Annotated in this window: 19 protein-coding genes and 1 pseudogene; 16 read left to right on the top strand and 4 right to left on the bottom strand. The window is 47.5% G+C overall.

Annotated features, from left to right (window positions below):
* The 3 genes from ACJHVI_RS04765 to trxB all read right to left on the bottom strand — a co-directional run.
* The coding region (locus ACJHVI_RS04765; RefSeq protein WP_483183500.1) for a transposase at positions 1-147 on the bottom strand (147 nt) is incomplete at its 3' end.
* A 319-nt stretch (positions 148-466) separates the two neighbouring features.
* On the bottom strand, positions 467-2215 hold the full coding sequence (lpdA, locus tag ACJHVI_RS04760; RefSeq protein WP_483183499.1) for a dihydrolipoyl dehydrogenase: 1749 nt from the start codon (positions 2213-2215) through the stop codon (positions 467-469).
* Between the two features lie 21 nt (positions 2216-2236).
* Complete coding sequence (gene trxB, locus ACJHVI_RS04755) at positions 2237-3184, bottom strand: thioredoxin-disulfide reductase (RefSeq protein ID WP_483183497.1); 948 nt, start codon at positions 3182-3184, stop codon at positions 2237-2239.
* Positions 3185-3270: 86 nt separating this feature from the next.
* Here trxB and ruvX point away from each other — a divergent pair, with 86 nt between their 5' ends.
* The 16 genes and pseudogenes from ruvX (at position 3271) to ACJHVI_RS04675 (ending at position 25232) form a co-directional block, all read left to right on the top strand.
* Complete coding sequence (gene ruvX, locus ACJHVI_RS04750) at positions 3271-3678, top strand: Holliday junction resolvase RuvX (protein WP_483183495.1); 408 nt, start codon at positions 3271-3273, stop codon at positions 3676-3678.
* A gap of 69 nt (positions 3679-3747) precedes the next feature.
* Entirely contained in the window at positions 3748-4131 is a 384-nt protein-coding gene (locus ACJHVI_RS04745) for a response regulator (protein WP_115219368.1), read from the top strand.
* Positions 4132-4144: 13 nt separating this feature from the next.
* Positions 4145-4510 (top strand): response regulator, encoded by a 366-nt coding sequence (locus tag ACJHVI_RS04740; protein WP_483183494.1) that lies wholly within the window; start codon positions 4145-4147, stop codon positions 4508-4510.
* The gene (locus tag ACJHVI_RS04735) at positions 4507-5040 is read left to right on the top strand and encodes a chemotaxis protein CheW (RefSeq protein ID WP_483183493.1); all 534 of its coding nucleotides are present in this window, start codon (positions 4507-4509) and stop codon (positions 5038-5040) included. Before ACJHVI_RS04740 ends, ACJHVI_RS04735 begins: the two co-directional genes overlap by 4 nt.
* A 628-nt stretch (positions 5041-5668) precedes the next feature.
* Positions 5669-6358: pseudogene (locus ACJHVI_RS04730) on the top strand (methyl-accepting chemotaxis protein); the annotation flags it as partial.
* A 47-nt stretch (positions 6359-6405) separates the two neighbouring features.
* Entirely contained in the window at positions 6406-15123 is an 8718-nt protein-coding gene (locus tag ACJHVI_RS04725) for a hybrid sensor histidine kinase/response regulator (RefSeq protein WP_483183492.1), read from the top strand.
* A complete protein-coding gene (locus tag ACJHVI_RS04720; RefSeq protein WP_483183491.1) occupies positions 15116-15559 on the top strand; it encodes a hypothetical protein in 444 nt (147 codons plus the stop codon). The genes ACJHVI_RS04725 and ACJHVI_RS04720 overlap by 8 nt, the downstream gene beginning before the upstream one ends.
* Positions 15559-16521: an acetyl-CoA carboxylase carboxyltransferase subunit alpha gene (locus tag ACJHVI_RS04715; protein ID WP_483183490.1), complete on the top strand. Its 963-nt coding sequence runs from the start codon at positions 15559-15561 to the stop codon at positions 16519-16521. The genes ACJHVI_RS04720 and ACJHVI_RS04715 overlap by 1 nt, the downstream gene beginning before the upstream one ends.
* Before the next feature lie 103 nt (positions 16522-16624).
* Positions 16625-17896, top strand: coding sequence for a tRNA lysidine(34) synthetase TilS (gene tilS / locus ACJHVI_RS04710; protein WP_483183489.1), 1272 nt, complete (start codon positions 16625-16627; stop codon positions 17894-17896).
* Positions 17897-17915: 19 nt separating this feature from the next.
* Complete coding sequence (locus ACJHVI_RS04705) at positions 17916-19550, top strand: CTP synthase (RefSeq protein WP_483183487.1); 1635 nt, start codon at positions 17916-17918, stop codon at positions 19548-19550.
* Positions 19547-20359 (top strand): 3-deoxy-8-phosphooctulonate synthase, encoded by an 813-nt coding sequence (gene kdsA / locus ACJHVI_RS04700; RefSeq protein ID WP_483183485.1) that lies wholly within the window; start codon positions 19547-19549, stop codon positions 20357-20359. The genes ACJHVI_RS04705 and kdsA overlap by 4 nt, the downstream gene beginning before the upstream one ends.
* A gap of 25 nt (positions 20360-20384) precedes the next feature.
* Entirely contained in the window at positions 20385-21677 is a 1293-nt protein-coding gene (gene eno, locus ACJHVI_RS04695; protein ID WP_483183484.1) for a phosphopyruvate hydratase, read from the top strand.
* A 6-nt stretch (positions 21678-21683) separates the two neighbouring features.
* A complete protein-coding gene (locus tag ACJHVI_RS04690) occupies positions 21684-22223 on the top strand; it encodes an FtsB family cell division protein (protein ID WP_483183483.1) in 540 nt (179 codons plus the stop codon).
* 99 nt (positions 22224-22322) lie between these two features.
* A complete protein-coding gene (gene aroB / locus ACJHVI_RS04685; protein WP_483183482.1) occupies positions 22323-23417 on the top strand; it encodes a 3-dehydroquinate synthase in 1095 nt (364 codons plus the stop codon).
* Positions 23410-24189: an inositol monophosphatase family protein gene (locus ACJHVI_RS04680; protein ID WP_483183481.1), complete on the top strand. Its 780-nt coding sequence runs from the start codon at positions 23410-23412 to the stop codon at positions 24187-24189. Before aroB ends, ACJHVI_RS04680 begins: the two co-directional genes overlap by 8 nt.
* Positions 24190-24257: 68 nt before the next feature.
* The gene (locus ACJHVI_RS04675) at positions 24258-25232 is read left to right on the top strand and encodes a calcium/sodium antiporter (protein ID WP_483183479.1); all 975 of its coding nucleotides are present in this window, start codon (positions 24258-24260) and stop codon (positions 25230-25232) included.
* Positions 25233-25375: 143 nt separating this feature from the next.
* On the opposite strand, the gene ACJHVI_RS04670 is transcribed toward ACJHVI_RS04675, so the two are convergent.
* Positions 25376-25567: a hypothetical protein gene (locus tag ACJHVI_RS04670; protein ID WP_483183478.1), complete on the bottom strand. Its 192-nt coding sequence runs from the start codon at positions 25565-25567 to the stop codon at positions 25376-25378.
* Between the last annotated feature and the right edge of the window lie 255 nt (positions 25568-25822).

Genomic DNA, 25822 nt, shown 5'->3' with positions numbered 1-25822 from the left:
CCAGGGACTACCTGTACGAATAATCCACAACACTGCTTCGATAAACAATCGCTTGTCTTTTGCGCTTCTTCCGGCATCTGTGACTTTACCGGCGCAAAGCGGCTCTATCTTGGCCCATTGGGCATCACTTAGCATTAATCTATTCATATCAATAGCATACCATTAATTCAACGTATGTCAACAGTCCCTAGGTTGGGGAGAATTTAGAGGATTTTTTGGGGTTTTGCAAAGGTTTCAGATTTCATGTTCATCAATTTTCCTTATGTAAATAAAAGGGAGGGCGATAATAGCAGCAGATGAATAAATTTGCGACACTTTTTTAGGGCTAGGGCTAGGGCTAGGGCTAGGGCTAGGGCTAGGGCTAGGGCTAGGGCTAGGGCTAGGGCTAGGGCTAGGGCTAGGGCTAGGTGTTTATATTATAAACAAAAAAGCCCGCTGTAGCGGGCTTTTAAGTTTGAAAACGCTCTTAGCGTTTTTTCTGCGGCGGAAGGTCGGTGCAGCTGCCTTCAAAGACTTCTGCCGCCAGTCCGATACTTTCGCCCAAGGTGGGGTGCGGATGAATGGTCAGGGCAATGTCGGCAGGAACGGCGTTCATTTCAATCGCGAATGCGATTTCGCCGATCATATCGCCGGCATTCGGACCGACAATGCCGCCGCCGATGACGCGACCGCTGTTTTTATCGACAATCAGCTTGGTAAAGCCGTCTTCGCAGCCGTTGGCAATGGCGCGTCCCGATGCTGCCCAAGGGAAGACGGCTTTTTCAATCGCGATGCCGTCGTTTTTCGCGCTCGCTTCAGTTACGCCGACCCATGCCACTTCGGGAGAGGTGTAGGCAACGCCGGGGATGACGCGCGCGTCAAAGAAGGCTTTGTGTCCGGCGGCGACTTCGGCGGCAACGTGGGCTTCATGCACGGCTTTATGGGCGAGCATGGGTTGTCCAACAATGTCGCCGATGGCGAAGATATGCGGCTGGTTGGTGCGCATTTGTTTGTCCACGAGAATAAAGCCGCGCTCGTCCACGTTCACGCCCGCCGCTTCGATATTGAGGGCTTTGCCGTTCGGACGGCGTCCGACGGCGATCAGCACGCGGTCGTAGCGTTGCGCTTCGGCGGGCGCGCCTTCGCCTTCAAAGCGCACGTAAATGCCGTCTGCTTTGGCTTCCGCGCCCGCGGTTTTGGTTTTAAGCATGAGGTTTTCAAATAAATCTGGATTGCGTTTTTGCCAGACTTTGACGAGGTCTTTGTCCGCTCCAACCATCAGTCCGTCCATCATTTCTACGACGTCGATTTTGCTGCCCAAGGCGTGATAGACGGTCGCCATTTCCAAGCCGATGATGCCGCCGCCGACAACCAGCATTCTGGCGGGTACGTCTTGCAGTTTCAATGCGCCGGTGGAGTCAATCACGCGCGGGTCTTCGGGCATGAATGGCAGTTTGACGCTTTCGGAGCCGGCAGCGATGATACATTGTTTGAATTGAATTTTTTTCTCGCCTTCGGCGGTGCTGACGCTGAATTCATGGCTGCCGCTAAAACGCGCTTCGCCTTGTATCACATTGACTTTGCGCGCTTTTGCCATGCCTGCCAAACCGCCGGTGAGTTTTTTGATCACGCCTTCTTTATGTGCGCGCAGAGCGTCAAGGTCGATTTCGGGTTTGGCAAAGCGGACGCCGCTTTTGGCAAGCGAGGCGGCTTCTTCCATGACTTCGGTAACGTGTAATAGGGCCTTGGACGGAATACAGCCTACGTTTAAGCATACACCGCCTAAGGTGGAATAGCGCTCGATAAGGGTAACGTTCAAGCCTAAATCCGCTGCGCGGAAAGCGGCAGAATAACCGCCCGGTCCGGCACCTAAAACGACTAAATCCACCGCGCCTTCGGGAGCTTTGCTTGGCGCAGGGCTGGCGGCTGCGGGTTTTGCCGCCGCCGGTTCTGTTTTTTCGCTAGGTGCTTCTGCCGGTGGAGCAGTAGCGGTGCCGTCGGCGCTTTCAACGCTGCCGATTTGATCGCCTGCTTTGACCTTATCGCCGACTTTGACAGTCAGGTTGGTAATTGTGCCTGCCGCAGATGCAGGGACTTCCATTGAAGCCTTATCCGATTCAAGCACGATGAGTGAATCGTCAAGAGCGACGGTATCGCCGACTTTCACGAGAATTTCGATAACATCAACGGAATCAAAGTCGCCAATGTCAGGAATAATAAGAGGACTGTTAGCCATGGGAACTCCTGTGTGTGAACATTAAGAAAGAGGATTGTGGGCAAGGAAACGTTCGGCATCAAGCGCCGCCATGCAGCCGCTTGCCGCCGAGGTAATCGCTTGACGGTAAATTTGATCGGCAACGTCGCCTGCGGCAAAAACGCCCGCGATGCTGGTTTGGGTCGCATTGTCCTGCGAGCCGCCTTGTACGCGCAGATAGCCGTTATCCATTTCCAGGTGTCCTGCGAAAATGCCGGTATTGGGCTGATGCCCGATGGCAATAAAAATACCGTCAACGGCAATGTCTTCGTGCTGACCGTCATTATTGATTAATCTTGCACCGGTTACGCCGCTCTGATCGCCCAGCACTTCTTCTAATTGGCTGTTGAGTTTGAGTGCGATTTTGCCTTCGGCGACTTTTTGCATGAGTTTGTCAATCATGATTTTTTCCGCGCGGAAGCTGTCGCGGCGATGCACGAGGGTCACTTTTTCGGCGAGATTGGCAAGATAAAGCGCTTCTTCAATTGCAGTATTGCCGCCGCCGACCACGAGAACGGGCTTTTTGCGATAGAAAAAGCCGTCGCAAGTCGCACAGGCGGATACGCCGCGACCTTTAAACGCAGTTTCAGAAGGCAGTCCTAAATATTTGGCGCTGGCGCCGGTGGCGACAATTACGGCTTCGGCGCTATAACTGTCGCGTTCGCCGTTCAGGGTAAAGGGGCGGGCAGAAAAATCGACCGACTGAATATAGTCATTGATGATTTGCGTGTTGAAGCGCTGCGCATGTGCCAGCATTTGTTCCATCAATACAGTACCTTGAATGCCTTGGGCAGCACCCGGCCAGTTATCGACGTCCGTGGTGGTGGTCAATTGTCCGCCGGGTTCCAATCCGGAGATAATGACGGGATTCAAGCCTGCACGCGCGGCGTAAATCGCCGCTGTGTATCCGGCTGGGCCGGAACCGATAATAATTAAGCGGTGTTTTTGCATGATTTTTCCTTGTTTGCGAGCCGTTCGGATACTTGCTCAACGATAGTTAGCAAGGCATTATAGCGGTTTCGGCACAAAATGGGGGAATGATGGCGGTTACATGGGTTTTAGGTATTGATATCGGACAGCGAAAAACGGGTTTGGCAATCGGGCAAAGCATGACCGGTTTGGCAAAACCTTTGGCTTTGTTGAAAATACCGGTGCGAACCTTGCAGGCAGCGCATTTTGAGTCATATATTAAGGAATGGAAGGTTAATGCGGTGGTCATCGGTTTGCCGCGTTTGGCAGACGGCAAAGCGCATCCTTTGCAAGCCGAGATCGAAAGAATTGCCGAGGCTTTGCGCCAAGCATATCAATTGCCGGTGCATTATGCCGATGAGATGTTGAGCAGCCACGAAGCGCGGCAGCGTTTCGGCAAAAGAGAGGAGTATGACAGCGCGGCGGCGGCGGTCATGGTGGAGTCGTATTTTGCAGAGAATTCTTATCGCATTTAGGGCGTATTTGCGCTATGCTATTAAATGATTTTGGAATATGTTCACAGTTAGAAATAATAAGGAGTAGTTGTGGCTGGAAACAATAGTGATGTCAAAGTGTTAATTGTAGATGACAGCGGCACGATTCGTAAAACAGCGGAAGCTATTTTGGGCAAGGAAGGCTTTACGGTGGCAACTGCTGAAGATGGTTTTGCGGCATTATCAAAGATTATCGCATTTAAGCCAAGCATTGTTTTTCTCGATATCATGATGCCGCGTTTGGACGGTTATCAGGTTTGCTCAGTCATCAAAAGCAATCCGGATTTTAAGACGACGCCAGTCATTATGTTGTCAAGTAAGGATAGTGTGTTTGATAAGGCGCGCGGAAAAATCGTAGGTTCTGATTACTTTATGACCAAACCCTTTTCGCGCGATGAATTATTAGGCGCAATTCAAAAACATGTTAAAAGTTAATTAAGGATAAAAGATGAGCGCAACTATTTTAGTCATAGATGATTCGCCAACAGAAGCAGGCATTGTTAAGAAAATTCTCGAGCAAGCGGGTTATCGCGTATTGTGGTCTGAAAATGCGACTATTGGTATCGAAACAGCGATTAATCAGCAGCCACAATTGATTTTGATGGATGTGGTAATGCCCGGCATGAGCGGCTTCCAAGCCACACGAAAATTAACTAAAAATCCGCAAACCCAACATATTCCAATTTTGATGTTAACTACAAAAGACCAAACCTCGGATGAATATTGGGGAATGAAAAACGGCGCCAGCAAATACATGATTAAGCCGCCAACGAAAGAAGTATTATTAGCCGCAATCGAAGAGTTATTAGCATGAGTGCCGATGTGCAAGCGGATGCGTCACCATTTCAGATTTTGCTTCATTATGCCGAGATGAGCCGTGAACGGCGTGAAATGCGCGTTAATCATGGCGATTATACGGACGGTTATTTGGCATTTAATGTGAGCGACGACTATTATTTGATAGGAATGACGCAAGTATTGGAAGTGGCGACTGATGTAGGCAATATTACGCCTTTGCCTTTTAGCCCTAATTGGCTATTAGGGCTGACCAGTCATCGCAGCGAAGTGTATTCCGTCGTGGATTTCGGACGATTTTTAGGTAAAAAATCGCGTCCGACAACAGGCAGACAGCAAATAAAAAACTTCATTTTATTACGCGATGTCGGGCAGGGATATATCTTAAAAGTAGATCACGTTTATGGAATTCGTTCTTGCGAAATCGGCTTATTGCAATCTCAATATGGATGGATTGATGGGCATGCGCATATGGAAGAAAAGGATTGGATGCGGATTAATTTAGCACATCTTGTTGCAGATACCGCATTTGTTCAAAGCATACAATAAGGCAGAAATAATTATGGCAAAAAATCGTAAAACAAATAAAACAGCAAGTAAATCGAGTGCTGTTTCTTCTTTAGTATTGGCATTGTTGGCGGTGACCGCGATTGCGACCTTGGCAACAATTCTCGGTTTATTGATGGGGGATGCAGAAGCGCCATTTTCATTATTCGGCGCGGTTGAGTTAAGTACGGATAAAATAAAATATTTAGTAATAGGATTGGTTGCTCTTTATATCGCTTGTGCTTTGTTGTGGGTAGGTAGCGTATTGAAAGATTATAGCGAAGCAAAAGCAACTATTGCAGAGCAGGAAAGAAAGGCGGAGCAGGGTCAAGAAGCTATTTTGCGCTTGATGAATGAATTGTCCGAGTTCTCAAATGGTGATTTGACGGTTGAGGCTTTGGTAACCGAAGATATTACAGGCTCAATTGCCGATTCGGTAAACTATGCGATTGAATCGATGCGCGAGTTAGTAGGTACGATTAACCGTACTTCAACGCGTGTAGCCGATGCGACAGTCGGTACGAAACAAATCGCAGAAGAAATGCAGGCGTCTTCTATTCGTCAAGCAGAGAAAATCAATTCCATTACAGACGTTATTGCCAACATGGTACATTCTCTTGACCATGTTGCTTCCAGTTCAACAGATTCTGCGGAAATCGCACGTAACTCGGTAAATATCGCCCAAGAAGGTGCGCGTCGTGTAAACGACACTATCAATGGTATGAATCTGATTCGAGAAAATATTCAAGAAACATCTAAACGTATTAAACGTTTGGGCGAAAGTTCGCAAGAAATCGGAAATATCGTTGAAATTATTAAAGGCATTGCCGATCAAACCAGTATTTTGGCATTGAATGCCGCTATTCAGGCAACCACTGCCGGTGAAGCGGGGCGCGGCTTTGCGGTTGTTGCCGACGAAGTTCAGCGTCTGGCGGAGCGTTCGTCGAATGCGTCCAAACGAATCGAGTCTTTGGTAAAAACCATTCAGACGGATACGAATGAAGCCGTGGCATCGATGGAAAAATCTACTCGCGAAGTAGTATCGGGCGCCAATATTGCGGAAGAGGCGGGTTCTTCTTTGAATAAAATTCAAGATGTATCCACATCGCTTGCCGGTATGATTGAAAAAGTTTCTGATTCTACGCGTAAAGTATCGCGTATGGCTGAAGGCGTATCTGACGATATGCACGAGATTAATGCGATGGCGACCGTCACTTCAGCAAACGTATTAAAAACTTCTGATGCGATTACGAATTTAAGTCGTTTGTCCGAAGATTTGGAAACCTCTGTTTCCGGATTCAAATTGCCGCAAGGTTATTAAGTTTTTCACCGCATTTCAGGAAGAATTAAGGCTCTTAAGGGGATTACATGAGTAACGAAATTGCCAATCAACTTTTGGTGCGTGTCCAAAATGAGATGGCACACAATATCACAACTGTTAAAAAGCAATTAATTGAATGGTTGGAACGTCCGGAATCCGGAGGCGTTGACGCTTTTGCTGAGCAGCTTTCAGAAGTAAGCGGCGGACTTGCGCTGCTTAACCGCAACAATGCCGCTCAATTATGTACGGTTCTTGCTGACAGTGTAAAAACCTTAGATGATAAGTATCGCGATAAAACAGTACAGGAAAGCGAGTTTAGCGAAATTGGAGCAGAGATAGCCTCTGGTCTGTTGCTGCTTAATGACTATATTACTCGCTTATCCTTTGTCGAGCCGACAGACGAGCGTCTTTTAAATGAGGCTGCACAAGCGATTGAATCGATTTTAGCCGGCAACGGCATTGCGGCAATCACGGTGCAGCCTAAAATTGATCGCGAAACTTATCAAGCCTTATCTGCCAAAGTAACAGAAGTCTTAGAAACCAGTCGTAATCAAATTGAACAGTATGGCGTCCATGCGAATAAGCAATTCGATGTTACTTCTGTAATCGGGCATAATAAAAATCTAATCAGTTTATTTGAAGTATTGGATTTAAAAGCGCCGCAATTATTGCTTAAACAGATTAACCAAATGTTGGGCGAGCAATTATCGGAATCCCAGTGGATTGATATTGCAGAAGCGATGATTTTAGTTGAAGAAACGCTAAAACATGCACAATCCGAAGCGGAAGATGTTGCCGATTACCGCAGCGCAATTACGGAACAAAGTACTTATTCGCGTTCTTTAGAAATTCAAAAATTATTGCGTGACACAGGCGAAGTCGCTCGACAATTTTATGAGAGTTTGCGCAAAAGTTTAACCAATATTGAAACGGTTTCAACTGAGCAGCCTTGGAAAGAAGCGGCTTTAAGAACTTCTCATTTTGCTTCTATAGCGCATTTAGTGGGAGAAAAGCATTTATCTGCCGCTTTGAACCAGTTGTCATTGCAATTTGCAGAAATCTCTTTGCAAACATCTGCGAATGCGGATGCTTATCCAGCTGCTATTGATGTCTTAATTGCTGCTGAATATATTTTTAATGATTTGAGCGATACCGCTAAAATCAATCATTCTGACGTAGATTATTTAAAACAAGTATCTGATGCTTTAAATACATTTTACAAGCCTTCAAATCAGGCTAAATCTTTACTGCTTGATTTTATTAAACATGAAGAGAAACTTGAGGAAGCTCAAGTTAAAAATGAAGATGCGGATCTTGCTAATGGTTTGGATGATTTATTAGACGGGCTTGATGCTTTAGATTCGCATTTTGACGGTTCGCTTGCTGAGATTGAAGAAGATGCAGAATCTGATCAAGAAGAGGAACTGCCCTCTGCAGTTGCCATTACAGGGCAAGCCAATGAAGATCAGGCAGCAGCAGGCGCCTATCAAGCTTATTTTGCAGGCAAGTCTTTAAATGAGTTATCAACATTAAGCGTGCCTGCAGGAAAAGAAAATTTCCTAGAAAGCCATGACAGTGCCGTCATGGATGATGAAATTCGTGAATTTTTTCTTGAAGAATTGGCGGAGAAGATTCAAGAAATTCGAGATGAGTTAGATCCTTGGCAAGCTAATCCTTATGAACAAGAGCATATTGGCGTCGTACGTCGTGCATTCCATACCATAAAAGGTTCGGGACGCACGGTAGGTTATGAGGCTTTAGGAGAATGTGCTTGGCAGCATGAACAAATGCTTAATCGGGTGATTGATAAAACCTTTGATGTTAATGCGACCATTCAGAACTTAATTGCCGATACGGTTGAATTATTACGTATTCTTACCGTGGGCGAAGATTTTGTCGAACATCAGCCGGCATTATTAATGCAAGCAAGCTTGGCGGAGCATATTACGAATTACCTGAGCGAGCATAAAGATGCGGATGAGCAAGTGCTTGCTCAGTACGCTAATTCTGTTCGTGCAGCATTAACTGATGATGCAAAACATGCACCGCAAATTATAGAGAAAATCACGGAAAAATTAACGGTTGTAGAAAAACAGACTCCTCTTTCCGATTTATCTTCGGCTGAGTCAAATATTATCGGCGAAGCAACGAATACTGTTGCGACAGCTGCTACCATTCCGGTCTCTGGCGATTTTTCTACCGTAGATGAAAAACCTGTCAGCAGCGATGTAAGTCCTAAGACTGATTCAGTATCTGATATTTCATTTGCTGATGAAAATGATTTGATTCGAACAGCAGAAAATTCTTCTGCAGATGCCGCCGTTGAAGAAGAACCGGCACAGACGTTTTCTCTTGATTTTGCAGACACTGAACGGTCTGAAGAAGCTTCTGCAATAGCCGATTTATCTGTGCATTCAAATGAAAAAGCAGGTGAAGATTCCGGTATTTCTTTAGATGTTGATACTAAAGCTATTTCAGATAATGTATCGCAACAGACGAAAGGAGAGGATGCTTTTGTTGAGCGCAGTGCAAGTAGTGATATTTCTGCCATTTCTTTAGATGCCGAAGAAAGTGAGGCGGATTTCTTAGCAGATGATATATCCGCAACTGTTGCGCAAGGTCAATCAAGCACTCTTTCAGATAATGTAGAACACAAAGAGGAAATCCAAGCTGCAAATACATATGCTTTTGGACAGCCTTTCTATGCCGACAAAACCTTAGCTGATTTAGATAATATTTCATCTGTTGGTGATAAAAATGTAGTGCCTGATCAAGATCAACAAGCTGTAGATCAAGATATCTTAGAGATTTTCCTTGAGGAATTAGACACCACTGTAGAGCAGATCGATCAAACTTTGTCGCAATGGAAAAATGCTCCGCAAGATAAAGGCTTAGTTGAAGAAGTTCGCCGGGCTTTCCATACGATAAAAGGTTCTGGAAAAATGGTGGGCTATCAAGACTTGGGAGATTTTGCTTGGCAATACGAGCATTTGCTCAATTCTATTGCTGAATCTTATTTTCCAACAAATGATTTAGTTCTAAATGCTGTAGCAGATGCAAATGATTTGCTGAAGATTTTGCGTACAGAAGACGGTTTTAACGAGCATAAAGCTTCTTTATCTCTGCAAGGACAGGTTGCCCATCAAGCGCGTGAGCATTTAATAGCAAGCCCTGAGATGTCTTTTGCAGAACAGGCGAATTTAGCGCGCAATTTATATGCTCAATTTGCTGCCAAGTCCAATTCGGCAGAAACAGCATCTCAAGATGCTGTACATGCTGATCTTCAGATTGATAAAGTTACAGCAGCGGAAGAAGACACGATTTCTCAAACAGCCTTGCATGCAGATGTAGATCTGTTTGCAGATGATCAACATTCTATTTCGCAGCCTATTGATGCAAATATCTCTACCTCTATTGATGATTTTTCAAGAGAGCAGCGAGGGTCGCAATCATCAACTGTTTCTGTTACGCAAACGCTTGAATCGGCAGCTGTAGCATCGCCGCAGTCTGTTGCTCAGAAAACTCAAGCGTCGGATGATGCTTTTGAACCGGCGGCAACAGAGCAAAAAGTCGTATCGCCCGCCGCTTATGATGAAGCTATTGTAGAAAAATTAGCTAAAGAAGTCAGTGCGGTAATCGGACATGGTCTGCATAGTATCGATATTCATGATGAAGATGACAAGTCTTTGCTGCGTGATATGGTATCTGCTCGAATTTCTCAGCAAGAGCATTCCTTATCTTCCGAGCAGATGGCTTCATTGAGTGCTCAGGTATCGACGCAATTAGCAGGGAAAGTCACAATAGGCGATTTGTCGGAAATTTTACCGGCCTCAGCGCTTGGCGCGCAGGATTCTGCCGCACCCACGATTAGTGCAAGCGTATCTCATATCGTTGCATCGCTGGAGGCTGTCGCTTATCGCCATATCGCTGATATGCTGCAAAGAAGCTTAGCTGCTCAGCCTTTAGATGAAGATGATGAAGCCATTTTAGCGCAGCAATTAGATAAAGAATTCAGTCGCTTGGGTCATTCTTTAGATGATGCGAAAGAACGTGCGGAACTACAGGCGCAATTATCAGCAGCCTTTTCCGGTTCTGCAGCAGATAATCCTGCTTATGAAAAGCTTTTATCTAATGTTTTGTCAAAAGCCGCGGAAAATGCGCTTAGCGATGATAATGTGCGCTTAGACGATGCTGTTATGCAGCGCTTAGTCGCTACGGTATCTCGTATGAGCGCTATGCAAACAGATAGTGATGATGTTGAAATTTTAAGACAACAAATTCAATCAGCTATTGCTAAGCATACGGCAGATATTGCACAGCAGGAAGTACTTGAAGCATCGGTAGCTAGCGCATTAAAAGAAAATTTTGCACAAGAATCGGCAGCCTCGGCATTGCTTGATGAAGTTTTTGCAGATGAGTATGACTCAGTATCTATTCAAACAAGCGCCGCAACAGAGGTTGCAGAGAATGTGATTGAAGATAAGCTGCTTAATACTGAAGTACCATTAGCATTGTCTGTAGAGGAAAGTCAAGCGGTTTCGTTTAGTGAAACAGAAGAGAGCAATGATGCGATTACGGACTTCTTTGCCGATGCGGATAATGCTGAAGTTCAATTTGCAGATTCGGTAGCAGAAAATGAAGCGCATGAGATGGTAGATGCCTTAATTTCAGAAATTGAATCTCAGTCGGAAGCATCGCTAACAGATGAAGTAAATGCCGGTTTATCTAAAGATGATAAGCAAGGTGCGGCTTCAGTTAATGAGATGGATGCTGATGATAAAGCCTTAATGGATGAGATGTTGAGAAATGTTGCTCAAGAATTGGCAGCAGAGCCGACAGCTTTTTCCGATACGGCTAGCGAAACCTCTTTTGACGATATGCTAAAAAATTCGGCTGAATCTCATGATGAGATCGCTTCTTCGTCAGCTCAGCATATTTCTGCAGGACAAAATGTTACAAGAGCAAAAGCTGATAAGGTGGATTATGTAGACAGCAGAAGCGGCGATATCGTTTTTAATTCCTCTGCTTCGAGCGCTACCGGTATTGCCGGCATGACACCTTCTTTAAGTAGTGCGAATGCACCAAAAGCCAATGCACATTCTGTTAGCCGTTTATCTGATGAATTGTCAAAAATCTCTGCACATCCGAGTTTGGAAAATGCGGTAGGTGCAAAAGAAAGCGAACAGCATCCGTCAAGCGGTTTGGGTAAATTCTTAAATGCTGTTGATAAATTCGAGTCTTTGTCACAGCAAGTAGAAGATAATAATACCCCTGAAATGTTGGACAATTTAATCGAGTCTGTCTACGACATCGAAGATTCTATTGAAGCGGGCAGCGTTCCGGATTGGATTTGGCGGATGTTGGATGCTATTGAGCAGTTATTGTTAGCTCATCGCAGCCAGGGTTCCGGTATTTCTTTGAGCGCTGCTTCTATTTTAAGACAAAGTATTGATTTAATAGAGCACTTTGATGATAATGGTGCGGAAGATGCCGCTCAAACAATTAACAGTTTGATGCAAACGCGAAAAGAATTGGGTGTTAGCAGTGCTCATATGACGCGTGAAATTGTGCCTATCGCGACTTCCGCTTCTGTCAGCCAAAATTGGGATGAATGGATTCCGGATCCTAATCATGGCACGGAATTGGCGGAAACGTTCTTGGATGAGGCGGTGCTTTTATTAGGCAGAAGTCAGTTAGAGGCAGAACGTTGGGATCAAAATCGCGGCAGTATTACGCATCTGGATGCCATCCGCCGTGATATGCATACGCTAAAAGGCGGAGCGCGAATGTCCGGTTATTTAGCCTTGGGCGATTTGACACATGCCATTGAATCCATGATTGAAAGTCTTGTAGATGGACACAGCGAAGCTAATAACCAAGCAGTTGCGGTATTAAGCGGCGCTTTGTGGCAAGCCATGATTATGTTGGATGCGGTGCGTGACGGATTCCTCCCGCAAACAGATCCTTATATGCTCAATAACATCAATCGCTTCTTAAATTTGCCATTACCTTATCCTGAAGTGGCAGAGCAGGAACTGCGTTTGCGTGAAGCTCAAGCTGAGGAAGAGTTAAGCAAAGAAAACGCGGCATCTGTGCAAGAGGCGGCTGTTTCTGCAGCTGAAGAAATACATGAAGCTGAGGAAATGGCAACGGCTTTTGATGAGAATATCGACCCTATTTTGGTAGATATTTTCACTGATGAAGCACAGGAATTGATTGATCAGGCAGAAGCCTTATTTGCCCAAGATTTGAAAAATGAAGCCGTGGTAGAAGAGCTCAAACGCAATATGCACACCTTGAAAGGCGCAGCGCGTTTAGTAGGTTTGACCGCTATTGGCGATACTTCGCATCTGATGGAATCATTGATTGAACAACTTGCCGATTACAATGAAACCAAAATGCGTCAGGCTAAAAATTTGCTCAATATGGGGCATGAAGCTTTATATAGCATGTTGGATAGCGTTTTACGCAAAGAAATGCCAATTCCTGCAAAATCTTTGAATGAATCTTTGACGATCTTTGCTAAAGAGGGACGTTTTGTGCAGCCGAATGCAGAAGCGCCGGCTGCTGCTGTTGAGTCTGCTACAAGCGATGAGACGCCTGTAGCCAAACAAACACAAGCAGAGCAGCATCCTCCTGTTCAAGTATCGGATACCGCCTCTTCTGCAGCAGTAGAACAAGCTCAAGATGCAGCTCCTTCTGCTTCGTCTGAAAACGATGCTAAGGCAGAAAAACTTGCCGAGTCGCCACAAGAGAGTGCTCAAAAAGATGATGCTGCTTCTTCGAGCATTGCTAAAGAAGCGGCAGCGGAGTCGTCTATCGCTCAAGAAGCCGATAAACCGCAAGCGGCACAAGAAAAATCTCATGCTGCCGAAGCAGAGAAACCGGAAGCACCGAAACCGATTTCAAGCGCTCCTGAAGCGGCAAAACCTGATACGGCGCCGGCGGAAGTGCAGCGTTATGTGCGTGTAGATGCGGATTTGCTCGACGAGATGATTGCAATGGTCGGCGAAACGGCGATTATGCGCTCCCGTTTGGAAAACGTTTCCAGCGAATCGACATTTAACCTAAATGAGCTTACGCGTATTGCTAACCGTATTGATGAACAAATGCGGCGCTTGGATAATGAAACGGAAGCACAAATGCTCTTCCGTCGTGAAGCGCAGACAAATGATGACGAACATTTCGATCCTTTGGAAATGGACCGTTTTACAGAAATTCAGCAGTTATCACGCCAATTATCTGAAGCGATCAATGACTTGAAAAATGTGCAGGAAACATTGGCGCATGAAAATGCTTTGATACGCAATATTTCTATCCAACAGGGATTTATTCAAAGAGGCATTCAAGATCGTCTGCTAACCACCCAACTGGTGCGTTTTGACGTGAATGAAGCACGTTTGAAGCGTTTAGTGCGTCAAACGGCGAAATCCGTTGATAAGGATATCGAGTTAATTATTGAAGGCGGTCATGTCGAACTTGAAAGACGCTTGATAGAAGATGTCTTGCCTGCTATCGAGCACATGATTCGTAACTCGGTAGGGCACGGTATTGAAACGCCTGCCGAGCGTAAAGCTGCCGGTAAGCCTGCTCAAGGCATCGTTAAATTAACGGTTGCTGCGAAATCTTCAAATGTGGAAATCCGCATTTTAGATGACGGTCGCGGTTTTGATTATGACCGCATTCGCGAGAAAGCGCGCAGCAAAGGTTGGTTGGATGAAAGCAGAGCGCAAGATCAGCATTATCTCAATACCTTGATGATGCGCTCCGGTTTTTCAACAGCGCAAGCCGTAACGCAATTGTCGGGTCGTGGCGTCGGTATGGACGTAGTGAATGAAATGGTTAAGCAACGCCGCGGTCAATTGATTGCAGAATCTATCCCCGGCAAAGGCGCGCAATTTACCATTTTGATGCCGTTTACCATGAGTATTTCCGAAGTACTGTTGGTTGAAGTCGCAGAACAAACTTATGCCGTGCCGATGAGTGCAGTGGCTGCGATTGCTCAAGTGCCGCGTGAAGACTTGCAACGCAGCCATGCAGGCGAAGAAGTGTATATTCAATACGACGGTATGGATTACCGCCTCTATATGTTAGGTGATTACTTCAAATCCGATGAATATCAATTTGCAATAGATTCGGCAACGGCGCCGGCGCTCTTCATCAATGCCAGCGGCGAGCCGACAGCCTTCTATGTGGATCGTGTCGCCAACCGCGTAGAAGTGATTGTGAAGAACGTTAACCGTCAAGTATTGAATATTCCGGGTATTTCTGGTGCAACAATTTTGGGTGACGGTAATGTGATTCCTGTGCTCGAGCCGCTTGATTTGGCCCGCCGCATCGGCAGCTTGAGTCAATACCACAGCAGCGCATCGGCGGAAGAAGCCTTTGTACCGAATATTTTGGTTGTGGATGACTCTGTAACTATGCGTAAGGTATCGACCCGACTCTTAGAGCGTAACGGCTATATTGTCGAATCTGCCAAAGACGGCTTGGATGCGATCGATGTGCTGCAACGCTTTACGCCGGATTTGATTTTGTTGGATATTGAAATGCCGCGTATGGACGGATTTGAGTTTGCCAGCCATGTTCGCCAGAACAGCCAAGTTTCGGAAGTACCGATTATCATGATTACCTCGCGTACGGGTGATAAACACCGTGAGCGGGCGGATCAGATTGGGATTCAAGGTTATTTGGGCAAACCATACCGTGAAGACATTTTGATTGAAACTATTGAATCATTATTGGGAGATAAGGCAAATGGCTAATTTAGATGTGGTATTGCTGCCTTGCCGCGGTCAGCAATGGTTATTGTTTCCTCAAGCCGTCGTCGGGCGCGTATATCCTTATGCGCCGACCTTAACTGCTGAAAATACGAGCGAATTTGTCGTCGGCAGTATGTTGGTGCAAAATGAGAAAATGCCTGTGTTGGATTTCGACTTTGCCGGCACGGAAGACAGCTATGACGGCGTGTATCGCATTTTATTGGTATCGACGATTACCAATCAGTCTATGTATCGCCGCTATGCGGTGATTAGTTATGGCGAGCCGGAATTATTGAATATTCACGAGGAAGACATTCAAACGCTAAAAGGCGGTCACCATCGTTTTATTCCGCAGCAAGTTGCTATTGTAGGACATGAGAATAAAACGATTTTCCTGCCGGACTTGCCTTTATTCGAAAGCGAACTGAGGATGAGATAATGAATCCCGATTATTTGGATTTTGAGCAGTCGATTGCGGAATTGGAAAAAAAGCTAAGCGAATTACGCCAGTTTAGTGCGGAGCGTCCTGAAATGAATTTCAGCGAGGAAATCCAAAAACTAGAAAATAAATCCAAAAGTCTGAGCAAAAGCATTTTTGAAAGTTTGGATGATTGGCAAATCGCACAAATGGCGCGCCATCCTCAGCGTCCCTATACCTTAGATTATCTGCCGCGCGTATTTAGCGATTTTCGCGAATTACACGGCGACCGCCATTATGCCGATGATGCGGCGGTTGTCGGCGGATTGGCACGTTTGAACGGGCGCAGCGTAATGGTCATCGGGCATGAAAAAGGACGTGATACGAAAGCCAAAGTGAAGCGCAATTTCGGTATGCCGCGTCCGGAAGGTTATCGCAAGGCTTTGCGCCTAATGAAACTGGCAGAACGCTTCCAAATTCCTGTGATTACCTTTATTGATACGCCGGGCGCTTATCCCGGCATCGGCGCGGAAGAGCGCGGACAAAGCGAGGCGATTGCGCGCAATTTATATGAAATGGCCATCCTTGATGTGCCGACGATTGCCTGCGTCATCGGCGAAGGCGGTTCCGGAGGGGCTTTGGCGATTGGCGTGGCGGATAAGGTGATGATGCTGCAATACAGCATGTATTCCGTGATTTCGCCAGAAGGCTGCGCCTCGATTTTATGGCGCGATGCAGCAATGGCGGCGGAAGCGGCGGAAGCCATGCAAGTAACCTCTAAGCAATTGCAAAAACTCAATTTAATTGATGAAGTGATTGCAGAACCTTTGGGCGGTGCGCATCGTAATATTGAGGAAATGAGCCATATTCTGCGTGAGACTTTTTCGCGTACTTTGGCGGCACTGGAGCAAGAGGATAAAGCCCTGCGTATGCAAAAACGTTTCGAAAAATTGCGTGCTTACGGGCAATTTAGCGGTGAATGATGATAGCTCCAACAAACGCCATGCTTTTGCATGGCGTTTTTTCTTTTCTCATTGTGCGAGCTTAACTGAGCACTTGGATTATGGGGCAGAGGAGTAATCTGCGATGTCCGGATTAGGAGAGGAGTTTTTCGCTTGGCAGGCGCAGTACCGCCCGCGGGAATATTTGCTGGCTTGCAGCGGCGGCGTGGACAGCATGGTTTTGCTGCATGAACTGCATAATGCGAAAGCGCGGCTGAGCGCGCCGCTGCGAGTGATTTATATCAATCACGGCTGGCATGAGCAGGCGGCGGCATGGGGCGAGTTGGTGCAGAAAACCGCATACGCTTATGGCTTTCCCTGTCAGATAGTGCCGCTGAATTTGCTCAAGCAGGGCAATGCGGAGGCGCAAGCGCGCGAGGCGCGTTATGCGGTATTTGCGCAGACCTTAGCTGAAAGAGGAGTCTTATTAACCGCCCATCATCAGGACGATCAGGCGGAAACTTTTTTGCTCAATTTATTGCGCGGCAGCGGTATTGAGGGATTGTCCGCCATGCCCGCCAGACGCGCTTTTGCACAGGGCGAGCACTGGCGGCCTTTATTGACGAGCAGCCGCGCGGATTTGGAACACAGGCTTGCCCTTTGCGGGCTGAATCACGTCTGCGACGACAGCAATGCGGATGTCCGCTACCGCCGCAATTGGCTGCGGCATGAGGTCTTGCCCTTATTGCAAAGCCGTTATCCGCAAGCGATTGCCTCGATTGCGCAATCTGCCGCCCATGTCGCAGAAGCCCGCGGACTGCAAGAACAATGGTTGGATGGCTTGTTGTCGCAATATCAAAAGGCTTTTCCGCTTGCGCCCTGTCGGGATAAACATTTAGCGCAATTGGCGATTTTTCTGCGTCGTTGGTTGGTCTTGCAGGCTTTGCCGCTGCCGCCGCGTGCGCGTTTGCAGGAGTTTTTGCGCCAAATCGCCGCAGGGGCGGATTATGCGGCGATTGAATATGCCCAAACGTTGCTCTATTACTATGACGATGCGATTCATTATCTGCCGCGGCAAGCGCCTAGTGCGCCGCCGCCTTTTGCCCTGACTACCGATTGGGCGGGTATCGGGCGGCTTGAGGTGCAGGCAGGGCATGAATTATTGCGCGGCAAAGACTGCCGCTGGGGATTGTATCCGCCGGCACAAGCCTTCCGCCCTGTCGGGAAAAGGCATGCCAAGCCTTTGAAAGAATGGCTGCGCTTGGCAAGAATCGCGCCGCCGCTGCGCCGCCGTTTGCCCTTGCTGTGGGTGGACGGGCAATTGGCTTGGGCAGGAGAATTGGGGGCTGCGGCGGCATTTGCGGAGCTGGTTCTGCTATGGCATAGAAAGCCTAATTCTGATACTATTGCGCGGTAAATTCAGCTTGGGATTAGCGATGACAAAATTCATATTTGTAACGGGCGGCGTAGTCTCCTCATTAGGTAAGGGCATCGCCGCCGCTTCTTTGGGCGCGATTTTGGAATCACGCGGTCTGCGTGTCACCATGATTAAGCTGGACCCTTATATTAATGTGGACCCGGGCACGATGAGTCCTTTCCAGCACGGCGAAGTGTTTGTAACCCACGACGGCGCGGAAACGGATTTGGATTTAGGGCATTATGAGCGTTTTGTGAATATGCGCGCCACGCAATTCAACAATTGCACCACAGGGCGCATTTATCAGGAAGTGATTCGGCGCGAGCGGCGCGGTGAGTTTTTAGGCGCGACGGTGCAGGTTATTCCGCATATTACCGATGCCATCAAATCTTATGTTTTGCGCGCCGCAGAAGGCGCGGATATTGCGATGGTGGAAGTCGGCGGCACGGTCGGCGATATTGAATCTCTGCCGTTTATGGAGGCGATTCGCCAATTGGGCACGGAAGTCGGACGCAGCCGTGCAATGTATATCCATTTGACCTTATTGCCTTATATTTCTGCCGCCGGCGAGCTGAAAACCAAACCGACCCAGCACAGCGTTAAAGAATTGCGCTCAATCGGCATTCAGCCGGATATGCTGATTTGCCGCGCCGATCGCGAATTGCCTGAAGAAGAGCGGCGCAAAATCGCCTTGTTTACCAATGTTTCCGCCGATGCGGTGGTTACAGGCTTGGATGTCGGCAATATTTATGAAATTCCGCTGCTGTATCATCATCAAGGCGTAGATGAGCTGGTTATGCGTCATTTTGCGATTACGGATGCGAAAGCGGCGGATTTGTCGCAATGGCAGCATGTTGTTGACACGATTAATACCGTGCAGGAACAAGTTACCATTGCCATGGTGGGAAAATACGTCGATTTGACCGATGCTTACAAATCGCTTAACGAAGCGCTCTTCCACGGCGGCATTCATACGCAGACCAAGGTCAATATCCGCTACATCGATTCGGAAGATTTGCATCAAAAAGGCATGCATTTGCTGGAAGGCGTGGATGCCATCGTCGTTCCCGGCGGCTTTGGCAATCGCGGCATCGAGGGCAAATTGCTGGCGGTGCAATATGCGCGCGAAAACAAAATCCCTTATCTAGGTATTTGTCTGGGCATGCAAATTGCCGTGATTGAATATGCGCGCAATGTCCTAGGTATTGAAAAAGCCGGCAGCACGGAATGGCAGGACGACAATCTCGAGCCGGTCATCGCTTTAGTCGCGCAATGGGTCAACGAGCGCGGCGAGAAAGAACATCGCGATGCGCAGGCGGATTTAGGCGGCACGATGCGTTTGGGCACATTGCCGGCGAAATTGAAATCGGGCAGCAAAATCGCGCACATTTACGGCGGCGAATTGATGAACGAGCGCCACCGCCACCGCTATGAAGTCAATACCCACTATGAAAAACGCTTGGAAGAAGCAGGACTGAAGATTTCAGGACGCTCGGCGGACAACGGCTTGGTGGAAGTGGTGGAAATTCCCGAGCATCCTTTCTTTGTCGCTTTGCAATCGCATCCGGAATTTACCTCGACCCCGCGCAAAGGGCATCCGCTCTTTACGGCATTTGTGCAGGCGGCTAAACAGTATCAGGAGCAGAAAGCATGAAATTATGCGGATTTGAAGTCGGCAATCAGCAGCCCTTTTTCCTCATTGCAGGCACCTGCGTGATTGAATCCGAGGCGATGACCATGTCCACAGCGGAAACGCTGAAAAAAATCACACAGGATTTAGGCATTCCGTTTATTTACAAATCCTCTTTCGATAAGGCGAACCGCTCCTCCGGCAACAGCTATCGCGGCTTAGGCATGGCGAAAGGCCTGGAAATTCTGGCGAAAGTTAAAGCGGAATTGGAACTGCCGGTGCTGACGGATGTGCATGAATACACGCCCTTAGACGAAGTGGCGGATGTGGTCGATGTCTTGCAAACCCCAGCATTCCTATGCCGGCAAACCGATTTTATTACTAATGTTTGCCGGCAAGGCAAGCCCGTCAATATTAAAAAAGGGCAGTTTCTCGCTCCTTGGGATATGCAGCATGTGGCGGAAAAAGCCAAAGCAACCGGTAATCAGCAGATTATGCTGTGTGAGCGCGGCGCCTCTTTCGGCTATAACAATCTGGTTTCCGATATGCGTTCGCTGGCGGTAATGGCGGGTTTTGATTGTCCGGTCGTTTTTGACGCCACCCATTCCGTGCAATTGCCGGGAGGGCAGGGCGCTTCTTCAGGCGGTCAACGCGAATTCGTGCCGGTGTTGGCGCGGGCGGCGGTGGCGGTCGGCGTGGCGGGACTCTTTATGGAAACTCATCCCGAGCCGGAAAAAGCCTTATCAGATGGTCCGAACGCCGTGCCTTTGGCGGAGATGCAAGCCTTATTGAGCAGATTGCAAGCCTTTGATGCGGTGGAAAAAAGCCTTTAAAGATTTTTTACATAGGAGAAAGACAATGAGCGTAACGATTGAAAAAATCCAAGCGATTGAAATTTTAGACTCACGCGGTAATCCTACCGTTCAAGTCATTGCCCAATTGAGCGATGACGCGGTCGGCAAAGCGGGCGTGCCTTCAGGTGCTTCTACCGGTTCGCGCGAAGCCTTGGAAATGCGCGATGGCGACAAAGCGCGTTATTTGGGTAAAGGCGTGAAAAACGCGGTGACAAACGTCAATGAAAAATTTGCGCCGGCGCTGAAAGGCAAATCGATTGACGATTTGGAAGCCTTAGACAAAATTATGCTGGACATGGACGGCGATGCCTTTAAGAAAAACTTGGGCGCAAACGCCATCTTAGGTGTGTCTTTAGCCTTAGCCCATGCCAAAGCCGCCAGCGTGAAAAAACCTTTGTACGAAGTGCTGCACGTAACAAATGACTATGTTCTGCCGGTGCCGATGATGAACATCATCAACGGCGGCGAGCATGCGGATAACTCCGTCGATATTCAAGAATTCATGATTATGCCGGCGGGATTCGATTCTTTCAGCGAAGCCTTGCGCGCCGGTGCGGAAATTTTCCACACCTTGAAAAAAGTATTGAACGACAAAGGTTTGAATACTGCGGTTGGCGATGAGGGCGGTTTTGCCCCTGATTTGCCTTCTAACGAAGCGGCTTTTGAAGTGATTATGCAGGCGATTGAAAAAGCAGGCTACAAAGCAGGCGAGCAAATTTATCTGGCGATGGACGCCGCTGCTTCCGAGTTCTACAAAGACGGCAAATACGTTCTGGCTTCCGAAGGCAAATCTTACACTTCAGCGGAATTCGTGGATTATCTGGCGGGTCTGTGCGAGCGTTATCCGATTGTATCGATTGAAGACGGCTTGGATGAAAGCGATTGGGAAGGCTGGAAATTGCTTACCGAAAAACTGGGCGGCAAAGTGCAGTTGGTCGGCGATGATTTGTTCGTAACCAATACCAGCATTTTGAAAGAAGGCATCGACAAAGGCATTGCCAATGCGATTTTGATTAAGCCGAACCAAATCGGCTCGCTGCAAGAAACCATGCAGGCCATCAAAATGGCAAATGATGCCGACTATGCCGCGGTCATTTCCCACCGTTCCGGCGAAACCGAAGACACCACGATTGCCGACATTGCTGTAGCCACGACTGCGACCCAAATCAAAACCGGTTCTCTCTGCCGTTCAGACCGCGTTGCGAAATACAACCGCTTGCTGACCATTGAAGCCGAATTGGGCGAAAAAGCCAAATACGGCGGCAAAGCGGCTTTATTGGGCAAAATCAAAAACTAAGATTTTGTGAAAAAAAGCCGACGCTTTATAACGTTTGTCTTGCTGGCGGCGATTGCCGCCGCCTTGGCAGCGTTTAATTATTACCTTTGGCGACTGCAAGAAAGCAAGCGCCAACATATCTTTGGGCTGGAAACCCAAGTGCTTATGCACGAAAAAGAAAATCAGCAATTGCAGGCGCGCAATCAGCGCAAAGCACAAGAAGTGGAAACCCTGCGTTCGCCGGAATCGTTTTTTATTTACGAAGAAAAAGCACGCAAGGAATACGGTATGATCGGCGAGAACGAAACCTTTTTCATGCTGCGCGATGCCGACATCAGCCATATTGCCGATATTCAAGGCTTGCCCGATATGACGGACAATCCGCTGGGCGCCGAAATGGTACGCGACAGCAGCGCCGTGCCGACAGCCGGTATCGACAGTATCCGCTTGGAATCGGTGGGCGAAGATGCGATTGTTGCGCCCGATGTGCAGCCTGCCTCTGCCGCAGAATCGCTCGAAGATTTGCTGGAGCCTGTTTTGCAGCTCGAGTCTTTACAAAGACCTTAAATCTCTATTTATCAATCCGCTTGCGGATTTTTTGCTTTCTAATTTGCCTTATTTGATGGATAATTCGGCTTTCACAGCATCTGTCATTAAGGATTTCTTATGCAATTAAGCCTTCAATTACCGCCGGCAGCGGCGCACTCCTATCCCATTTTGATTGAATCGGGTCTGTGGCGGCAAGCCGATGTGTGGCGGCAATTGGCGCCGCATCGCCAAGTCTGCATTGTGAGCAATCCCTCGGTTGCGCCTTTGTATCTTGCGCAGATTAAAGCCGCTTTGGGCGATAAGGAAATCATTGAAGTGCTGATACTCGATGGCGAGCAGTATAAAAATCTCGAAGAATATGCCAAGGTGCTGGATGCCTTGATTGCGCACAGCTTCGGGCGCGATGCCTTGATTGTCGCCTTGGGCGGCGGTGTGGTTGGCGATTTGGCGGGCTTTGCCGCGGCAAGTTATCAACGCGGTATGGATTTTATCCAATGTCCGACCACTTTATTGGCGCAGGTGGATTCCTCCGTCGGCGGCAAAACAGGCGTCAATCATCCCTCGGGCAAAAACATGATCGGCGCTTTTCATCAGCCGCTTGCCGTTTTGATTGATGTCGATACTTTGAACACGCTGCCGGCACGCGAATTTTCCGCAGGTTTGGCGGAAGTGATTAAATACGGCTTGATTAACGATATTGCATTTTTCGAATGGCTGGAAAGCAATATCGGCGGCATTATGGCGAAGGATAAAAACCTGTTAATTGAAGCGATTGCTCATTGCTGTCAAAACAAAGCCGATGTCGTCTGCGCCGATGAAAAAGAGCATGGACAGCGCGCCCTGCTCAATTTGGGGCATACTTTCGGACATGCTTTGGAGTCTATCAGCCTTTACCGTTTATGGAAGCATGGGGAAGCGGTGGCAATCGGCATGCGTATGGCGGCGGAATTGGCGCATTTGCGCGGTGAATTAAAGGCAGCGGAATTGGCGCGCATCATCGCCTTATTGCAGGCGGCGCAATTGCCGATTGATATGGACGAAGAATTTAGTGCAGAGGAAGTGTATAAGGCGATGTTTTTAGATAAAAAAGTACGCAGCGGCAAATTGCACTTGGTTGCCATGAGCGGCTTGGGGCAATGCCGCATTGACGATGAGATTCCCGCCGAGCAAATTCTTGCCGCCATCCGTCTTGCAGGAGCCCGCCATGACTAAAGATGAGATTAAGCTTGCCTATACGCAAGCCATGCAATGGGTGCAGGAAGCGGGCGATTATCTGCGCCAAGCGATGCAGGAAGGATTTAGCGTCAATCATAAGGCTGACGCCCATGATTTGGTGACGACGCTGGATATTGAGATTGAAGAGCGGCTGAGTCAAGCCATTCGCCGCCATTATCCTGAGCATCGCATTTGCGGCGAAGAAAGCCAAAGCAGCGGCGCTACTCAGTTGAGCGAATTAACCGGTGCGGTGTGGTTTATCGACCCGATTGACGGCACGATTAATTTTGTCAAACAGCAGCGCGATTTCGGGATTATGCTGGCTTTATATATCGACGGCAAAGCGCAGTTCGGGATTATTTACGATGTGATGCGTGATGATTTCTATCATGCTTTCTGCGGCGAGGGCGCTTATCTCAACAAGCAGCGTATAGCGCCGCCGCCTGATGCCCAATTGGCAGACAGCCTCGTGATTCTCGAAAGCGGCGCGATTAAGCGTAATGATCCCTTAAGCCGCTATGCCTTAGAGCATTGTTTGAGCGCACGCGTGGTCGGCAGCACGGCTATTCTTACGGGCATTATTGCCGGCGGACGTGCCGCCGCCTTTATCAGCGTGCGGCAAATGCCTTGGGATATCGCTCCTGCGATTGCCATTTTGGGCGAGCTGAATATCCGCATCACGCAACATGACGGCAGCCCCATGTCTTTATTGCAGGGCGAAAACTGCCTGATTGCACAGGAACAAGTACATCAAGAAATGTTGCGGTAATGCTTGGTGATTATAATGATGGGAATCGCGCCGATTAGGGCGCGCTTTTTTTGGGAGAAGAGAAAAATATGTGGCTGTATTTATTAGCAATGATAGTGGGATTAAGCGTGTTGGTGTATAGCGCCGATGTCTTTATTGACGGTGCCAGTCATTTGGCTAAGAAATTTCATGTGCCGAAAGTTATTATCGGCATGTTTATTATCGGCGTGGGCACCTCGGCACCCGAGATGGTGGTGTCTGTTTTATCCGCAATGGAAGGCAGTTCGGGTTTGGCACTGGGCAATGCCTATGGTTCCAATATCGTTAATATTACTTTGGTACTGGGATTGACTGCCGTCATCAGCCCTTTATTGATTCAGCCGACAGTGGTTAAAAAAGATTTTATTTGGCTGTTTGCGATAACGGCGCTTGCTTTATGGCAATTATGGGATAAGCAGCTTAGTCGTTTTGAAGGTTTTATCTTATTGTTTGTATTGTCTGTTTTATTAACGCAGCAATTTATAGAAGCCAGAAAATCGGCTAAAGACAGCGCTGCCGCCTTGGCAGAAGAGGAATTGTCGCAATTGCAGGAAATTAAAATATCGCTTGCTTTGGCAAAATTAACGGGCGGATTGATTGCCTTGATTATCAGTTCGCGCTTGATTGTATGGGGTGCGGTAGAACTGGCGCAGCTTTGGGGTTTGTCCGAGTTGATTATCGGTTTGACGATTGTTGCGATCGGCACTTCTCTGCCCGAATTGGTCTCATCTGTTATGGCGGCAAGGCGCGGCGAGCATGAAATGGCTTTAGGGAATGTAATCGGTTCTAATATTTTTAATACCTTAGCGGTGGTTGGTTTGGCGTCGGCGATTTCGCCTTTTAACATTGCTCCTGAAATTTTGCGCCGCGATATTTTTGTGATGGTGGCGCTCACGGTCTTGTTATTTGTGCTGTGTTTGTGGGCTTTGCGCAATAGCGGACGTATGGGCAGAAGTGCCGGTGCCATATTAACAGCTTCGTTTATTGCCTATACGCTGTGGTTATTGCACGATACTTTGGCTTAAAGATTTATCTGTTTGAAAAATAACTATAAGTTTATGCAAGGTTTTTTGCTGCAATGCAACATAAAAATCTCGAGTAATTGTATTTTTGTAACGTATTGTTTTTAAATAAATATAAACAGTGAATAAAAATTCATTATTTTTTATCAAAATTGCTTGACGCAGTGCAGCAAACTGCCTATAATGCGCCCCAACATCATCGATGTTATCTCCTCTATATCCTCCTTTGGTGGTTGTTGGCCGAGTCGTTCGACTCGGCTTTTTTTATCCTGCATTTCCTGCATTTCCTGCATTTCCTGCATTTCCTGCATTTCCTGCATTTCCTGCATTTCCTGCATTTCCTGCCGCAGTTTTACTGCTTTACAATACCGCTTTCCGATAAGATTAATGGTCTGTCGGATATTCGATGAGAACGAATAAGGAGTAGAGAATGAAACAAGCCACACAATTACTATAGTCAAGAAAATCAAAAAGAGTTACAAATCCATAGGAAGTAAAAGAATAGTTTATCGATGCAATCTAAGCGCCAATCCTTGCGTTTACGTTTAAGCCAAGCCCACGTTTTCTCGATTGGCTTCAGATCCGGACTGTAT

It is taken from the genome of Suttonella sp. (assembly GCF_056855035.1).
The sequence above is the reverse complement of the archived record's forward strand: the minus strand, read 5'-3'. Positions and strand labels throughout refer to the sequence as shown.

Bases quoted from the DNA above. Each gene is read 5' to 3' on its own strand.
- ACJHVI_RS04715 (WP_483183490.1), top strand. From the start codon at position 15,559: ATGAATCCCGATTATTTGGATTTTGAGCAGTCGATTGCGGAATTGGAA.
- ruvX (WP_483183495.1), top strand. From the start codon at position 3,271: ATGATGGCGGTTACATGGGTTTTAGGTATTGATATCGGACAGCGAAAA.
- ACJHVI_RS04740 (WP_483183494.1), top strand. From the start codon at position 4,145: ATGAGCGCAACTATTTTAGTCATAGATGATTCGCCAACAGAAGCAGGC.
- trxB (WP_483183497.1), bottom strand. From the start codon at position 3,184: ATGCAAAAACACCGCTTAATTATTATCGGTTCCGGCCCAGCCGGATAC.
- eno (WP_483183484.1), top strand. From the start codon at position 20,385: ATGAGCGTAACGATTGAAAAAATCCAAGCGATTGAAATTTTAGACTCA.
- tilS (WP_483183489.1), top strand. From the start codon at position 16,625: ATGTCCGGATTAGGAGAGGAGTTTTTCGCTTGGCAGGCGCAGTACCGC.
- ACJHVI_RS04675 (WP_483183479.1), top strand. From the start codon at position 24,258: ATGTGGCTGTATTTATTAGCAATGATAGTGGGATTAAGCGTGTTGGTG.
- ACJHVI_RS04720 (WP_483183491.1), top strand. From the start codon at position 15,116: ATGGCTAATTTAGATGTGGTATTGCTGCCTTGCCGCGGTCAGCAATGG.
- lpdA (WP_483183499.1), bottom strand. From the start codon at position 2,215: ATGGCTAACAGTCCTCTTATTATTCCTGACATTGGCGACTTTGATTCC.
- ACJHVI_RS04680 (WP_483183481.1), top strand. From the start codon at position 23,410: ATGACTAAAGATGAGATTAAGCTTGCCTATACGCAAGCCATGCAATGG.
- aroB (WP_483183482.1), top strand. From the start codon at position 22,323: ATGCAATTAAGCCTTCAATTACCGCCGGCAGCGGCGCACTCCTATCCC.
- ACJHVI_RS04705 (WP_483183487.1), top strand. From the start codon at position 17,916: ATGACAAAATTCATATTTGTAACGGGCGGCGTAGTCTCCTCATTAGGT.
- ACJHVI_RS04725 (WP_483183492.1), top strand. From the start codon at position 6,406: ATGAGTAACGAAATTGCCAATCAACTTTTGGTGCGTGTCCAAAATGAG.
- ACJHVI_RS04670 (WP_483183478.1), bottom strand. From the start codon at position 25,567: ATGCAGGAAATGCAGGAAATGCAGGAAATGCAGGAAATGCAGGAAATG.
- ACJHVI_RS04735 (WP_483183493.1), top strand. From the start codon at position 4,507: ATGAGTGCCGATGTGCAAGCGGATGCGTCACCATTTCAGATTTTGCTT.
- kdsA (WP_483183485.1), top strand. From the start codon at position 19,547: ATGAAATTATGCGGATTTGAAGTCGGCAATCAGCAGCCCTTTTTCCTC.